Annotated in this window: 16 protein-coding genes, 2 tRNA genes and 1 pseudogene; 9 read left to right on the forward strand and 10 right to left on the reverse strand. The window is 64.3% G+C overall.

Translation table 11 applies throughout. The features are described from left to right. The 8 genes from lolB to LJF27_RS14690 all read left to right on the forward strand — a co-directional run bounded on the left by lolB (position 1) and on the right by LJF27_RS14690 (position 5329). Positions 1 to 618, forward strand: a complete 618-nt coding sequence (lolB, locus tag LJF27_RS14655; RefSeq protein WP_003117427.1) for a lipoprotein insertase outer membrane protein LolB — start codon at positions 1 to 3, stop codon at positions 616 to 618. A 1-nt stretch (position 619) separates the two neighbouring features. Further along, a complete protein-coding gene (gene ispE, locus LJF27_RS14660) occupies positions 620 to 1468 on the forward strand; it encodes a 4-(cytidine 5'-diphospho)-2-C-methyl-D-erythritol kinase (RefSeq protein ID WP_003117426.1) in 849 nt (282 codons plus the stop codon). A 36-nt stretch (positions 1469 to 1504) separates the two neighbouring features. Beyond that, positions 1505 to 1579: transfer RNA gene (locus tag LJF27_RS14665), tRNA-Gln, on the forward strand. Between the two features lie 55 nt (positions 1580 to 1634). Further along, entirely contained in the window at positions 1635 to 2576 is a 942-nt protein-coding gene (locus LJF27_RS14670) for a ribose-phosphate pyrophosphokinase (RefSeq protein ID WP_003099281.1), read from the forward strand. 116 nt (positions 2577 to 2692) lie between these two features. Next, positions 2693 to 3307, forward strand: a complete 615-nt coding sequence (locus LJF27_RS14675) for a 50S ribosomal protein L25/general stress protein Ctc (protein ID WP_003099279.1) — start codon at positions 2693 to 2695, stop codon at positions 3305 to 3307. Between the two features lie 41 nt (positions 3308 to 3348). Further along, on the forward strand, positions 3349 to 3933 hold the full coding sequence (gene pth / locus LJF27_RS14680; protein WP_003099278.1) for an aminoacyl-tRNA hydrolase: 585 nt from the start codon (positions 3349 to 3351) through the stop codon (positions 3931 to 3933). Positions 3934 to 3973: 40 nt separating this feature from the next. Next, complete coding sequence (ychF, locus tag LJF27_RS14685; protein ID WP_003099270.1) at positions 3974 to 5074, forward strand: redox-regulated ATPase YchF; 1101 nt, start codon at positions 3974 to 3976, stop codon at positions 5072 to 5074. A gap of 178 nt (positions 5075 to 5252) precedes the next feature. Beyond that, a tRNA-Met gene (locus tag LJF27_RS14690) sits at positions 5253 to 5329 on the forward strand. A 150-nt stretch (positions 5330 to 5479) separates the two neighbouring features. Here LJF27_RS14690 and LJF27_RS14695 read toward each other — a convergent pair. From LJF27_RS14695 to LJF27_RS14705, 3 genes and pseudogenes are all read right to left on the reverse strand, one after another. Beyond that, positions 5480 to 5785, reverse strand: a complete 306-nt coding sequence (locus LJF27_RS14695; protein ID WP_003099268.1) for a HigA family addiction module antitoxin — start codon at positions 5783 to 5785, stop codon at positions 5480 to 5482. 11 nt (positions 5786 to 5796) lie between these two features. Beyond that, a complete protein-coding gene (locus LJF27_RS14700; protein WP_003117425.1) occupies positions 5797 to 6075 on the reverse strand; it encodes a type II toxin-antitoxin system RelE/ParE family toxin in 279 nt (92 codons plus the stop codon). Positions 6076 to 6127: 52 nt separating this feature from the next. Further along, positions 6128 to 6253, reverse strand: a pseudogene (locus tag LJF27_RS14705) (integrase); the annotation flags it as partial. A gap of 150 nt (positions 6254 to 6403) precedes the next feature. Here LJF27_RS14705 and LJF27_RS14710 point away from each other — a divergent pair. Continuing rightward, the gene (locus LJF27_RS14710) at positions 6404 to 8632 is read left to right on the forward strand and encodes a TonB-dependent receptor (RefSeq protein WP_003099265.1); all 2229 of its coding nucleotides are present in this window, start codon (positions 6404 to 6406) and stop codon (positions 8630 to 8632) included. A 69-nt stretch (positions 8633 to 8701) separates the two neighbouring features. Here the strand turns inward: LJF27_RS14710 and can are convergent, their stop codons facing one another. The 7 genes from can to LJF27_RS14745 form a co-directional block, all read right to left on the reverse strand. After that, positions 8702 to 9349 carry a carbonate dehydratase gene (can, locus tag LJF27_RS14715; protein ID WP_003095021.1) on the reverse strand — a complete coding sequence of 216 codons (648 nt, stop codon included), beginning with the start codon at positions 9347 to 9349 and terminating at the stop codon, positions 8702 to 8704. A gap of 61 nt (positions 9350 to 9410) precedes the next feature. After that, positions 9411 to 10649 (reverse strand): C69 family dipeptidase, encoded by a 1239-nt coding sequence (locus LJF27_RS14720; RefSeq protein WP_014603324.1) that lies wholly within the window; start codon positions 10647 to 10649, stop codon positions 9411 to 9413. Positions 10650 to 10847: 198 nt separating this feature from the next. Further along, the gene (gene rimI, locus LJF27_RS14725; protein WP_003095025.1) at positions 10848 to 11300 is read right to left on the reverse strand and encodes a ribosomal protein S18-alanine N-acetyltransferase; all 453 of its coding nucleotides are present in this window, start codon (positions 11298 to 11300) and stop codon (positions 10848 to 10850) included. Further along, a complete protein-coding gene (locus LJF27_RS14730; protein ID WP_017148592.1) occupies positions 11297 to 12133 on the reverse strand; it encodes a hypothetical protein in 837 nt (278 codons plus the stop codon). The genes rimI and LJF27_RS14730 overlap by 4 nt, the downstream gene beginning before the upstream one ends. A gap of 124 nt (positions 12134 to 12257) precedes the next feature. Next, positions 12258 to 12794, reverse strand: coding sequence for a DUF6160 family protein (locus LJF27_RS14735; RefSeq protein WP_003141635.1), 537 nt, complete (start codon positions 12792 to 12794; stop codon positions 12258 to 12260). A 30-nt stretch (positions 12795 to 12824) separates the two neighbouring features. Then, positions 12825 to 13844 carry a hypothetical protein gene (locus LJF27_RS14740; protein ID WP_003095031.1) on the reverse strand — a complete coding sequence of 340 codons (1020 nt, stop codon included), beginning with the start codon at positions 13842 to 13844 and terminating at the stop codon, positions 12825 to 12827. A gap of 1 nt (position 13845) precedes the next feature. Further along, positions 13846 to 14892, reverse strand: a complete 1047-nt coding sequence (locus LJF27_RS14745; protein WP_003106143.1) for a DUF6160 family protein — start codon at positions 14890 to 14892, stop codon at positions 13846 to 13848. Between the last annotated feature and the right edge of the window lie 176 nt (positions 14893 to 15068).

A 15068-nucleotide genomic window follows, 5' to 3' on the forward strand; every position in this document is an offset into this window, starting at 1 on the left:
ATGCGTCTACGTCTTTTCCTCGCCGCCTCCGCGCTGGCCCTGCTCAGCGGCTGCGCCGGCCTGACCTCCCACGAAGCCCTGGAAGGCCAGGGCGATGCGCAGACCTGGAAAACCCACAAGCAGCAGCTCAGCGAGCTGGATGCCTGGCAGATCGACGGCAAGGTCGGCATCCGCGCCCCGCGCGACTCCGGCAGCGGCACCCTGTTCTGGCTGCAGCGCCAGGGCTACTACGACATCCGCCTGTCCGGCCCGCTCGGCCGCGGCGCAGCACGCCTGACCGGGCGTGAAGGCGCGGTGAGCCTGGAAGTCGCCGGTCAGGGCCGCTACCAGGCGGAGTCCCCGGAAGCACTGCTGGAAGAACAACTAGGCTGGCGCCTGCCGGTCTCGCACCTGCTCTGGTGGGTACGCGGCCTCCCGGCGCCGGACAGCAAGAGCCGCCTGACCCTCGACGCCGACAGCCGCCTGGCGCGCCTGGAACAGGACGGCTGGCAGATCGAATACTCCCGCTACGCCGAACAGAACGGCTACTGGCTACCCGAGCGCCTGAAACTGCACGGCCAGGACCTCGACGTCACCCTGGTGATCAAGGACTGGCAGCCGCGCCAGCTCGGCCGCTGACATGAGCGTGCGCCTCAGCCTGCCAGCCCCGGCCAAGCTCAATCTGTTCCTGCATATCCTCGGCCGCCGCGACGATGGCTATCACGAGTTGCAGACCCTGTTCCAATTCCTCGACCACGGCGACGAGCTGCATTTCGAAGCCCGCCAGGACGGCCAGGTACGCCTGCACACGGAAATCGCCGGGGTGCCGCACGACAGCAACCTGATCGTGCGCGCCGCGCGCGGGCTGCAGGAAGCCTCCGGCAGCCCGCAAGGCGTCGACATCTGGCTGGACAAGCGCTTGCCCATGGGGGGCGGCATCGGCGGCGGCAGCTCCGACGCCGCCACGACGCTCCTGGCCTTGAACCATCTCTGGCAACTCGGCTGGGACGAGGACCGCATCGCCGCCCTGGGCCTGCGCCTGGGCGCCGACGTGCCGGTCTTCACCCGCGGACGCGCGGCTTTCGCCGAGGGCGTGGGCGAAAAGCTTACCCCGGTGGACATCCCGGAGCCCTGGTATCTCGTCGTGGTTCCGCAAGTACTTGTCAGCACAGCAGAAATTTTTTCAGATCCACTGTTGACACGCGATTCTCCCGCCATTAAAGTGCGCACCGTTCTCGAGGGGGACAGCCGAAACGACTGTCAGCCGGTAGTCGAGAGGCGTTACCCAGAAGTTCGTAACGCTTTGATCTTGCTAAACAAATTTGTTTCAGCTAGATTAACCGGCACTGGAGGTTGTGTGTTTGGGAGCTTCCCAAACAAAGCTGAAGCTGATAAAGTCTCGGCCCTTCTTCCAGGCCACCTTCAGAGGTTCGTCGCCAAAGGAAGCAACATCTCGATGTTGCACCGGAAGCTGGAAACTCTGGTCTGAGAAAGGAATGCCGAAACGGCATTCGAGCAATACCACAGGGGCGTCGCCAAGCGGTAAGGCAGCAGGTTTTGATCCTGCCATGCGTTGGTTCGAATCCAGCCGCCCCTGCCATTTTCCTCTTCTGTATTTCATCCGGATCCCTTCGGTCGACACAGGTACCTGTAGCGTGTCCAAGATGATGGTCTTCACGGGGAACGCTAACCCCGATCTTGCACGACGCGTCGTGCGTCAGCTGCACATTCCTCTTGGCGATGTTTCAGTTGGCAAATTCTCCGATGGCGAAATCAGCGTCGAAATCAACGAAAACGTCCGCGGCAAGGACGTATTCCTGATTCAGCCGACCTGCGCGCCGACCAACGACAACCTGATGGAACTGGTGGTGATGGCCGATGCCTTCCGCCGCTCCTCGGCCACTCGTATCACCGCTGTCATCCCCTACTTCGGCTATGCCCGCCAGGATCGCCGTCCGCGTTCCGCCCGCGTGGCCATCAGCGCCAAGGTAGTGGCCGACATGCTGACCGTCGTCGGGGTCAACCGTGTCCTCACGGTCGACCTGCACGCGGATCAGATCCAGGGCTTCTTCGATATCCCGGTAGACAACATCTACGGTTCCCCCGTGCTGGTGGACGATATCGAAGACCAGCGCTTCGAGAACCTGATGATCGTCTCCCCGGACATCGGCGGCGTGGTGCGCGCGCGCGCCGTGGCCAAGTCCCTGGGCGTTGACCTTGCGATCATCGACAAGCGTCGTCCCAAGGCCAACCAGTCCGAAGTGATGCACATCATCGGTGACGTCGAAGGCCGTACCTGCGTACTGGTAGACGACATGGTCGATACCGCCGGCACCCTCGGTCACGCCGCCAAGGCCCTGAAAGAGCACGGCGCCGCCAAGGTCATCGCCTACTGCACCCACCCGGTGCTGTCCGGCCGTGCCATCGAGAACATCGAGAAATCCGTACTGGACGAGCTGGTGGTGACCAACACCATCCCGCTGTCCGCCGCTGCCCAGGCCTGTGGCCGCATCCGCCAGCTGGACATCGCTCCGGTCGTTGCGGAAGCCATGCGCCGGATCAGCAACGAAGAATCGATCAGCGCGATGTTCCGCTGAGGCCCAGCCTCGACGAACGCGCCTGAACGAAAACGCCCCGCTCCGGCGGGGCCTTTGAAATCGCCCGAACGCTGGTCGCAAGCGTTCGGGCGCATTGTTATTTTTGGAGATACACAATGGTCGACTTTATTCTGAATGCCCAAGTGCGTTCCGATCTGGGGAAAGGTGCGAGCCGCCGCCTGCGTCGTAACGCCGGTCTGGTTCCTGCTGTCGTTTACGGCGGCGACAAAGAGCCCCAGTCCGTAACCCTGGAACTGCGCGAAATCGCCAAGCTCCTGGAAAACGAGGCTGCCTTCAGCCACGTGATCGCCCTGAACGTTGGCGGCGCCAAGGAAACCGTACTGATCAAGGCCCTGCAGCGCCATCCGGCGAAAGGCTTCGTGATGCACGCCGACTTCCTGCGCGTGGTCGCCGACCACAAGCTGACCGCCCACGTACCGCTGCACTTCATCAACGAAGAAGTAGCCGTTGGCGTCAAGCAAGCCGGTGGCGAGATCTCCCACACCATCTCCGAAGTCGAAGTTTCCTGCCTGCCGAAAGACCTGCCGGAATTCATCGAAGTCGACATGGCCAAGGTCGAGCTGGGCCAGATCGTTCACCTGTCGGACCTCAAGGCTCCGAAAGGCGTCGAGCTGGTACAACTGGCCCACGGCAACGACCTGGCCGTTGCCAACATCCACGCTTCCCGCGTGGTGAAGGAAGAAGGTAGCGAAGAAGGCGCCGCCGAGTAATTCATTACTCGATCGCCTTTTTATAGAGAGGGGCTCCCGTCGTGACTGCCGTACAACTGATCGTTGGCCTGGGAAACCCGGGTCCTGAATACGACCAGACCCGGCATAACGCGGGGGCCCTTTTCGTTGAGCGCCTGGCGCATGCCCAGGGCGTCAGCCTCGTGGCTGACCGCAAGTATTTCGGCCTGGTCGGCAAGTTCAGCCACCAGGGCAAGGACGTTCGTCTGTTGATCCCGACCACCTACATGAACCGCAGCGGCCAGTCCGTAGCGGCGCTGGCGGGATTCTTCCGGATCGCCCCGGACGCCATCCTGGTGGCCCACGACGAACTCGACATGCCCCCTGGCGTCGCCAAGCTCAAGACCGGCGGCGGACACGGCGGGCACAACGGGTTGCGCGACATCATCGCCCAGCTCGGCAATCAGAATTCTTTCCATCGCCTGCGGCTTGGCATCGGCCATCCGGGGCACAGCAGCCTGGTTTCCGGTTACGTGCTCGGCCGCGCCCCGCGCAGCGAGCAGGAACTGCTCGACACCAGCATCGACTTCGCCCTCGGCGTGCTGCCGGAAATGCTCGCCGGGGACTGGACCCGGGCGATGCAGAAGCTGCACAGCCAGAAGGCCTGAACCACTTTTCTAGCGCCTGTCTGAGCGCGAGGGACATAGCATGGGATTCAACTGCGGCATCGTCGGCCTGCCCAACGTCGGCAAGTCCACCCTGTTCAACGCCCTGACCAAATCCGGTATCGCGGCGGAAAACTTCCCGTTCTGCACCATCGAGCCGAACAGCGGCATCGTGCCGATGCCCGACGCGCGCCTGAACGCCCTGGCCGAGATCGTCAAGCCCGAGCGCGTACTGCCGACCACCATGGAATTCGTCGACATCGCCGGCCTGGTGGCGGGCGCCTCCAAGGGTGAGGGCCTGGGCAACAAGTTCCTCGCCAACATCCGCGAGACCGACGCCATCGCCCACGTGGTGCGCTGCTTCGAAGACGACAACGTGATCCACGTGTCCAACAGCGTCGACCCCAAGCGCGACATCGAGATCATCGACCTCGAACTGATCTTCGCCGACCTCGACAGCTGCGAGAAGCAACTGCAGAAAGTCGCCCGCAACGCCAAGGGCGGCGACAAGGAAGCCCTGGCCCAGAAGGCCCTGCTGGAAAAGCTCATCCCCCACTTCACCGAGGGCAAGCCGGCGCGTTCGCTGCTGAAGAACCTCGGTGACGAGGAGAAGCGCCTGGTGCGCAGCTTCCACCTGCTGACCAGCAAGCCGGTGATGTACATCGCCAACGTCGCCGAGGACGGCTTCGAGAACAACCCGCACCTGGATGTGGTGAAGGCCATCGCCGAGGAAGAAGGCGCGGTGGTGGTGCCGGTGTGCAACAAGATCGAAGCCGAGATCGCCGAGCTGGAAGACGGCGAAGAGAAGGACATGTTCCTCGAGTCCCTCGGTCTCGAGGAACCCGGCCTGAACCGTGTGATCCGTGCCGGCTACGGCCTGCTCAACCTGCAGACCTACTTCACCGCCGGGGTGAAGGAAGTCCGCGCCTGGACCGTCCGCGTCGGCGCCACCGCCCCGCAGGCCGCCGGCGTGATCCACACCGACTTCGAGAAAGGCTTCATCCGCGCCGAAGTGGTCGCCTACGACGACTTCATCCAGTTCAAGGGCGAACAGGGCGCCAAGGAAGCCGGCAAATGGCGCCTGGAAGGCAAGGACTACATCGTCAAGGACGGCGACGTGATGCATTTCCGCTTCAACGTGTAATCCCCTTCCCGTCCCAGGAAAGCCCCGGCCAAGCGCCGGGGCTTTTCGCTCCTACCCCTCCCCATCGCCCTCTCTCCGGCGATCCGACCCCTTCCGTCTAAACGATTGAAAGATCAGAAAATTATCTAGCCCCAGGGGTTGACAGCCCCGCCCGAGATACGGAAAATGCGCGCCACTCGGCTACATAGCTCAGTCGGTTAGAGCGCAGCATTCATAATGCTGATGTCCCAGGTTCAAGTCCCGGTGTAGCCACCATATTTTTCAAGGGGTTAGCGCAAGCTAACCCCTTTTTGTTTTGGTCGGCAGACTACAAACCGACTACAAACCGTCTACGCCCCCCTTTACCGATTTACGGTTCGCATAAAAAAGCCCCGCATCTGCGGGGCTCTACGATCAACGTCACTGCTATCCGTGAGCAAGCAGCGGCTCAATCTCATGTTCGATCTGCTTGCCATTCGCCGCATAAGCAGTTGCTAACGAATACTCACTCTGGAGATTCATCCAGAACTGAGCGGACGTATCAAAGTAACGCCCCAGACGAATCGCCATATCTGCGGAGATACCACGCTGCTCACGAACGATATCGTTCACTGTCGGAGCGGAGACTTTCAAAGCGCGTGCTAGAGCAGCTGGAGAGATATCCAACTCCATCAGAAACTCATCGCGCAATATTTCCCCGGGATGGATGGGGCGCATACCATTGGTAGCCATGGTCCACCTCCTCAGTGGTAATCAACTATTTCGACTTCTTCGGGACCCGCATCCGTCCAGACGAAACAGACACGCCACTGGTCATTGATCCTGATGCTATGTTGGCCCGCCCGCTTTCCCTGCAACGGCTCCAACCGGTTTCCAGGTGGAGAGCGCAGGTCTCGAAGCTCCCTAGCCGCATGAAGCATTGCGAGCTTACGCGTAGCGACTGTGAGGATCGCTCCCCACCGCCTCGAAAGACCCGTCTCAAAAAGCTGACGAGTCTCGTCGCAGCGAAAGGTCAGAATCATTCATTAACCCTTAACGTTAAGCGTTAATTTCACTACAGACTACCACAGATCCTCATGTGGTCAATTTGTAGCCAGACTGAGTAATCGGAGAAAAGCGCATCGCCGATTCCAAGTGCTCCGGCGACAGATGTGCATACCGCATCATCATCGAGGAATGCCCGAGGATCCGCTGTAGGGCCACGCCATGCGCAGCGCCCCGTGTCAGGCATTTCATCTTGCTTTGGATGCCAGGCATGCCTCATTGAAACAGTTCGAATCATTTGATAATCATTATCGATTTGTTTAGCTTTGCCGCCCATCAAAACAACAGCAACTCGGAAATCTCCTCATGCCCCGCTCCATCCCTTTGCGCCCGGCTCCCCTGGCGCTTTCCCTGTCCCTCTTCGCTTCGTTTTCCGCTCCTGCGCTGGCTGCCGATCCGGTGGAGCAGCAGATGGTAGTGATCGGCTCGCGCGCGCCGACCAGCATCAGCGAGTTGCCCGGCACGGTCTGGGTGATCGAGCGCGAGCAACTGGACCAGCAGACCCAGGCCGGCGTGCCGCTGAAGGAGGCGTTGGGACAATTGATCCCGGGCCTGGATATCGGCTCCCAGGGTCGTACCAACAACGGCCAGAACCTGCGCGGACGCAGCGTACTGGTGATGATCGACGGGGTGTCGCTGAACAGTTCACGGGGCATCAGCCGGCAGTTCGACTCCATCGACCCATTCAACATCGAGCGCATCGAGGTGATGTCCGGCGCCAGCGCGGTGTACGGCGGCGGCGCCACCGGCGGGATCATCAACATCGTGACCAAGAAGGGCGTCGGCGGCGACACTCGCTTCAACACCGAGCTGGGCGCCCGCAGCGGCTTCCAGAGCCATGAGGACCACGACCTGCGCGCGGCGCAGTCGATCAGCGGCGGCAACGACCTGTTCAACGGCCGCCTGGCCATCGCCTACCAGAAGAACGGCGCGGCCTACGACGGCAGTGGCGACCAGGTACTGACGGACATCACCCAGACCGACCTGCAGTACAACAGGTCGGTGGACCTGATGGGCAGCCTTGGCTTCACTTTCGCCAATGGCCACAGCCTCGATCTCGGCCTGCAGTACTACGACTCCGGCTACGACGGCGACCGCGGCCTCGATCTTGGGCGCAACTTCGACGCCCTGCGCGGACGGGCACCCTATTCGATCAAGGGCGGCGTCGACCTCGACCGCGAGCCGGAGAGCAAGCGCCATCAGTTCAACGCCACCTACCACGCGCCGGAAGTGCTGGGTCACGACCTCTACCTGCAGGCCTACTACCGCAACGAGAAGATGGCCTTCAATCCCTTCCCTACCATCCGCTACAGCAATAGCGGCGCGATCAACTACGGCACCTCCTACTACTCGGCCTCGCAGCAGGACACCGACTACTACGGGATGAAACTGGCCCTGGTGAAGACCTGGGAGCGCGCCAGCCTGACCTACGGGGTGGACCTGGACCGGGAAAAATTCACGTCCGACCAGATGCTCTTCAACCTGCCGCTCGCCGCCGCCAGCGGCGGGCTGGTAGCCAGTGAACAGGCCAAACTGGGCCGCTACCCGGACATCGATACCGACAGCCGCGCCTTCTTCCTCCAGGGCAGTTGGAAGGCCACCGACGACCTGACCCTGAGCGCCGGCGTGCGGCGCCAGTCGATGAGCACCGACGTCAGCGACTTCGTTGCGGCGAACCAGCAGATCCTCATCGCCAACGGCCTCGGCAAGACCGCCGACGCGGTTCCGGGCGGGAGCAAGGACTACGACGTCAACCTGGTCAACGTCGGCGCCATCTACAAGCTGAACCTGCAACAACAGGTCTGGGCCAACTACAGCGAAGGCTTCGAGCTGCCGGATCCGGCCAAGTACTACGGTTTCGGACGCTACGGCGCAGCCGACGGCAATGGCCACTACCCGCTGTTGCAGGGGGTCAGCGTGAACGACTCGCCGCTGGACGGGATCAAGACCAAGCAGGTCGAGCTGGGCTGGCGGCACACCGACGGTGCCCTGGATACCCAGGTGGCGGCGTTCTATTCCTGGTCGGACAAGAGCATCAAGTACGACTCGAAGACCCTGGCGGTGCTGCAGCAGGACACCAAGAAGCGCAACTACGGCCTGGAGGGCCAGGCTACCTACTGGCTGGACGATCACTGGCAGGTCGGCGTCAACGGCCTGGCCATCCGCTCCCAGGAGAAGGTCGACGGCCGCTGGCTGAAGCAGGACGTGACCTCGGCCAGCCCGTCCAAGGCCGGCGCCTTCGTCGGCTGGAAGGACGACCAGCGCAGCCTGCGCCTGCAGGGCGTGCGCACCTTCAACCTGAACGACGAGCCGGGCAACAAGATCGACGGCTACGCGCTGTTCGACCTGCTCGGCACCCAGGCGCTGCCGGTGGGCACCCTCACCGCGGGCATCCAGAACCTGCTGGACAAGGACTACACCACGGTCTGGGGACAACGCGCGCAGGTCTACTACGGCGGGCTCGCACCAGCGGGACTGTTCGACTACAAGGGACGGGGGCGGACCTACAGCCTGACGTATAGCGTGGAGTTCTGAAGCCGTCCTCGACAGTTCCCCTGTCCCTCCAGGGAGAGGGGAACTCGTGGGAAAGAGCTTCCGCCTCTCTCAGCAGCAACCGCCCAGCGGACTCAAGCGATACTGCGGCGGCAACTGGTCGAGGCCGCTGACGGTGACGTTGAGGTTCTTCCACAGGCCATCCTTGATCCCGTAGATGCAGCCATGCACGGACAGCGACTGGCCGCGGTGCCAGGCGTTCTGGACGATGCTGGTGTGGCTGACGTTGGCCACCTGCTGGATCACGTTGAGCTCACAGAGGCGATCGACGCGCTCTTCCTCGGTCGGCAACTGCTCCAGGTGCTCGCGGTATTCGTAGGCGAGGTCGCGAATGCTGCGCAGCCAGCCGTCGATCAGGCCGAGCTGGTCGTTGTGCAGGGAGGCGCGCACGCCGCCGCAGCCGTAGTGGCCGGTGACCAGGATGTGCTTGACCTTGAGCACGTCGACGGCGAACTGGATCACCGACAGGCAGTTGAGGTCGGTGTGCAGCACGACGTTGGCGACGTTGCGATGGACGAACAGGTCGCCGGGCAGCATGCCGACGATTTCGTTGGCCGGCACCCGCGCGTCGGAGCAGCCGATCCAGAGGTACTCGGGGGTCTGCTGGCGGGCCAGCTTGGCGAAGAAGTCCGGGTCTTCCTGCTTGATCGCTTCGGCCCAGCGGACGTTGTTCTCGAACAGTTGCTGCAAGTCGCTCATGGCATGCCCCTCGTTTGACCGGTGCAGCACCTTAAGGAAGGCGATGCCCGTTTGACAAGCGTCACAGCGCGGCGTGGCTACGCCACCAGCGCTGCTGCGCCAGCGGCTGCATGGCGACCTGATCATGCCAACAGGCGTGCCAGGCGGCGGCGTCCTCTGCCAGGCGCGGCCAGTCGGGCTGTTCGAGGTCGGCGAAGAGTTCCCGTTCCAGCCAATCACGGCCGCTGCGCAGGAGCCGGCGGAAGGCGCGGTCGGTGAGCGCGCGGCGGTGCACCGCCTCGAAGCGCCACCAGGGGGACTCCTGTACCGCCTCGCGCGGCTGGCTGAGCACGGCGGCGCCGGAGGCCGGATCGAAGGACAGCGGCTGGAACAGTCCCAGGCACGGCGCCGAAGTACCGGTGGCGGCCAGCAACGGGCCGTCGTCGCGCAAGCGGGCGACCAGACTGGCGGTGGTCTGCGAAGGCCGCCAGAAGCTGCCGGCGTGCATGCATACCTGGCGGTTGTTGTGGCGGCGGAAGTGGTCCCCGCGCGGGCCATGGTGGCGCAGCGCGGCGAACAGCGCGTGCCAGTCCGGCTCACCAGGCAGGCTGTCGAGGAAGCGCTGGTTGATCCGACAGCGCCGGTGCGCGCCGCCGACCCAGGGTAGCAGGCGGGTGTCGAAGACCCGCGCGAAGTGGAAGTCGCCGCGACCATCCCAGCAGCCCTGGCGGCGAGCCTGGTCCTCGAGGTCGCGGCTGCACAGGTCGAATTCGTGGCCAAGGGTCAGGGCGTTGGAGATGGCCCAGCGCTCGACCTTCTTCGCCGCCCACAGGTTGCCGGCGGTTTCCAGCACCCAGGCTTCGCCGGGGTCGGCGATGAGGAAGCTGTTGTCGTAGCGGATGCGCTTGTCGCGGTAGCCGGCCGGGCCGCCCTGGCCGTAACGCTGCAACAACCCGGTGATCACCTCTAGCGCCTCGCGGGCGCTGGCGCCGCGCTCCAGTCCCAGGCGCAGCAGGTCCATGCCGAGCAGCGCGGTGCCGCGCTGACGGGTCAGCTTGGTGAACACCGCTTCGTTGCCGATGGCCACGCCGTGCTCATTGACGCCCATTTCCGCGCCCCAGATCCAGCTCGGCTGGCTGATCACCAGCGCATGTCGCTGGGCGGCCTGGGGAATGTCGAGGTAGGTGGTGCGCAAGCGCGCTTCCGGATCGTTGCGCACCGCCGGCAGGCGCAGCAGACGCTGCGGTTCGGCGGGCTCGCGGTCGCTGTTCTTGGCGAACCAGGTCTGGCCCTGGTGGCGAAGGATCAGGGTGTCGCACATGGGGGGCTCCAGTCTGCGCATCCTGCCACCGGCCGCTGTCGACCTGACTTCGCACTCCCGCGAAGGGTTACCGCATGAAGGGACCTGCCTGCGGTATGCAGGCGAGAATCGGAATGCTGGTAAGGGTACGGCGGTGCCAGAAGGCCAGCCAGCTACTCCAAGTGATAGCTAGTTGCCGGCAGGGAAGCGGAACAAGCCTCAGTCGAACAGGGTACAGGCCATGACCAGGGCGTCTTCGCGCCCGCCGACGGCGGGGTAGTAGTCGCGACGGCGGCCGATCTCGTTGAAACCGTAGCGTTCGTAGAGGCGGTAGGCGGCCTGGTTGGAAGCGCGCACTTCGAGGAAGCATTCGCGAGCCTGGTGGCCGGCCGCCTCGCGCATCAGGTGTTCGAGCAGGCGCAGACCGAGGCCACGCCCCTGGCTTTCGGGCTTCACCGTGATATTCAGCAGGTGCGCCTCGTCGAGGATGATCTGGATGACGCCATGGCCGACCTGCTGGCTACCCTCGAACATCAGCCAGCAATGGTAGTTCTTCAGGCCTTCGCTGAAGATGCCACGGGTCCAGGGGTGGCTGAAGGCGGCATATTCGATTTTCAGCACGGCATCGAGGTCCGCCTCGGTCATCGGGCGGAAGGAAATCGCATCGCTCATTGAATCTCGCTCGACCAGCGCTGACGGACACGGCGCATGGCGCGCCACAGCTCGCCCTTGAGGGCGGGTTCTTCCATGAGGGCTTCCAGGCCCGGCACGGCCCAGGTTGCGCCCAGACCGTCCACCTGCAGTTCGCGGAACAGGCTGCCCTCGTCGCCCTCGCCGGCGAAGCGGATCGCCGGCAGGCCGACCAACCACAGGCAGCGGCTACGCTCGCTCTCCTCCATGCGCGCGGCGACGAAGCTCTGGACGAACTCCAGGGCCGCCTGCGGCCCCTGGTCGAGGTTGCCGCGCGCCAGCAGCGGCCAGCGTACCGGTTCGCCGATCAGCCGCGGGCTGTCCGGCAGGCCGGCGGCGCGCAGCAGGTCGCGCAGCAGCAGGTAACCCGGATCGCGGCTGGCGAAGGGTTCGCCGGTGGGCAGTTCGACCAGCAGGGTGCAGGAGCCCGCCTGCAGCAGTTGCAAGGCGAAGCGCGGCGGCGGGGCCTGGACCGCCGGCGGCTCGGCCGGGGCCTCTTCGACCGGCGCGACCGGCTCGGCTTTCTTCGCCACCGGGGCGCCCGGCTTCGGCAGGCTGATCGGAATCCCCCGGCCTTCCGCGGGCGCGGCAGGAGCCACGCTTGGCGCGCTGGCCGGCACCTCGGCTTGCGGGACGCGGGCCTGCGGCGCATCGATCGCGGCGCGCGCACGCACAGGCACCGCCGGCTCTTCCCGGGGCGGGGTCTCCAGCAACTCCGGCCGCGAGGGTGCGGCGAACGGCAACGGCTGGCGGGGCAGCCAACTGGTTATCTGCATCGCGCCCAGGAAGGCGCGGCGACGCTGTTCTTCGATCAAATCTCGGGCACCGGCAAATAGGCGATGCGCGGGGACGGTTTCGCCCCCGGCGTTCAGGCAGGCAATGATAGCGGTTCTTCGACCTCGGCGGAGCGGCTTTGTCCCGCCATGCGACGGTTCGCCCTCAACGCGGGGCGACGGTGAAGATATTGACGTTGCCCTGCAGCTTGAGGGTGCCGTCGATGCGTGCGCTGACCAGGTTGGTCTGCACCAGCCCGGGATCGGTACCGCGCGCCTTGTTGGCGCCAGCGATGGTGAAGCGCAGGTCCTGGAAGCTGGTGTCCTTCAGGCCGACGCGCAGCACCGGGCGGTTGAAGGCGGCGCCGTCGCCGCCGAAGCCGTCCTTGATGGTCACCACGTCCAGGGTGACTTCGTCGAAGCTGAACTTGCCGCTGATATCGTCGATCACCAGGTAGTTGTTGCCGCTGCCGGCCGGCTGGATCGCCAGGCGCGCGCCGCAGCCGCCGGCGCAGCGCGTCTGCGAAGGATTTTCCTGGAGATTGAGCGAGGCGCTGATGCTGATCCCGGCCTGGCCGACCACGTCGTCCAGATCGCTATCGCCCAGCGAGCGCAACTCGGCCCCGGCCGATGCGCTGAACAGCAGCGCCAGCGCCGCGAGGATGCCGATGCCGCCTGCCAGTGGATGAGTCTGCTTGGCCATGTGCTGCGTACCTCGTTTCCCGCCGCCACCTCAGAGGTTGTGCGACGTCACCTTCAGGTAGTTGAAGCTGAGCCCGGATATCTCGTTGCGGCCCATGTTGTAGCCGCCGGTCGGTACCTGCCCGTAGCCTGGCCGGGTACCGCCGATGTTGAGGTTCTCGATCACCAGGCTGGTGCGCGGCGCATTGGCGTAGAAGTCAGCGGCGTTGGCCAGGGTCAGCTTGGGCAGTTCGAAAGTGAAGTTGCCGTCGGCGGTGACCGAGAACAGCAACGGCTGCGACTTCCCGTAGCCAAGCGCGACGCTGGCATAGGCGTTGGTCAGGTAGACGGTGCGCGCGGCCTGCTCGGCGGCGCTGACGCAACTGGGCGAGCCAGCACCGCAGGACATGATCTCGAAAGTCTTGGCGTAGAGGTTCAGGCGCATCTCGCCAACCAGTTGGCTGCGTGCGTTGGCGCCCCAGAAGCGCAGGTAGGAACCGTCCATCGCCAGTTCGGAGAAGTCCAGGTTGAGCACATCGGTGCGCGTGGAAGTGACGCCGAAGTCGAAGCGGATGCCGGCGTCGACCTTTTCGCTGGCCCGGCTCGAGCAGTTGCTGCCGGCACCGGCGTAACCAGCGATGCACGGCTGGCCGCCGGCGCCGCTCACCAGGCTGGGGAAAGCCAGCTCGATCACGTCCGCGGTGTCCGGCAAGGTGCTGACCACCCGCCCGTCGTCGAGCTGGGTGGTCAGCACCGAACCCTTGGCCAGATTCAGCTTGAACGGGAAATTGAGACGGCCGAGAGTCACCGGCGCCAGGGTGCTGCCCTTGTTGCTGCCAGTGGCGGCGACGTACAGCTCCTTTACCGTAATCGGCACGTTCTGCCCGGTGGCGGTGTTGGTCACGCCATTGATCGCGATGGTGGCCTTGTTGCCGTCGACCATGGCGCTGTCGAGGACGAAGCCGATGCCGGCACCCTGCACGTCCGACAGTTGCTCGTCGTCGAGCGCTGTCATCTCGGCATGGGCGAAGGGGGCGGCCAGCAGGGCCGCGAGCAGGCAGGCGCGACTCATCTCAGCAGCCCTTGTTCAGGCCGCCCAGGCAGGTGTCCTGCCGTGGAATGCCATTGAAGGCCTGACCGAAGTCGACCTTGATCGGCGCCGTTCCATCGGCGTTGCGCGACATGTTGAGGAAGGCACCGGCCAGCGCGGCGACCAGCTTGGAGGGATCCTGCTGGTCGCGCCACTGGACGTTCTGGCTCTGCATCGAGATGAAGAAGCCTTTCGACGAGTCGATGAAGTTCTGCGCGTTGTTCGGATCCACGGTGCCGATCGGGAACGACTGGTACTGGGCCAGGTTGAAGCATGTCTGGGCGCCCATCAGCTTGCAGTCGTTGGAGGTCAGGAAGGGCAGCAGGACGTTCACCAGGCTGCCGATGATGGTGCTGTCGTGCATGTCCAGGGCCGTGCCGTTCTTCAGGCCGATCATGGCAGCGCGGATCGGGTCGGGGTTGCCGGAGCTGTTCACCAGCTCTGCCTGGGCGGTGTACTGAGAGCTGCCGGTGAGAGTGATGGCGGTCTTCGCCGCCAGGCAGTCGAGGGCCAGCAGGCCGCAGGAAATGCTGCCTCCCAGTTGGCTGCCGGTGCCGTACAGGTCCACCGGCACGTTGCCGGTGAGGGTTTTGATATCGCCCGAGAGGTAGCCCTTGGCTTCGCCGAAACCGATACGGATGCCGACCATCTTGCTGCCGTCGTAGGCGAACTCGATGTAGGGATTGCTGATGAGGAACGGGTTGATCGCGCCGGTGGTGTCGTTGACCGTGCCCAGGGCGAAGTTGTCGATGGCGATGTCGGCACTGCCGGCAAGCTCGCCGCTGCGGTTGTACTGGCCCAACTGCAGCTTCTTCATGTTCAGTTGGGTCTCGATGTCGGCGCCGAAGTTGATGCGGGTGAAGTTCAGTCCGTTGGCAGCGTCGGTGGTGAGGTTGATGAAGGCCTGGCCGACCACGTCGGAAAGCTGGTCGTCGTCCAGCGACTCCATCCTCGCCTGGGCGGTGGCAGCCAGCAGACCGGCGCCGCAGAACAGCGCGCAACGCAGCAGGAAGGGCAGACGACGGGACATGGGCTCACCTCTTGTTCTTCTCGTGGCCGACGGCAGAGACACTGCGACCTGTAGTCACTATAGAAAGCCCCGGGCGAATCGGGGCCGACCCATAGTCGAGAAAAACCGGCGAACGACGCGGTCGCCGCGCTCGCTGCAGCGGATGAGCGGTCGCTCGGCCAGGATGGATGTTACCC

This window comes from Pseudomonas sp. 203-8 (assembly GCF_020708595.1).
GTDB lineage: Bacteria > Pseudomonadota > Gammaproteobacteria > Pseudomonadales > Pseudomonadaceae > Pseudomonas > Pseudomonas aeruginosa.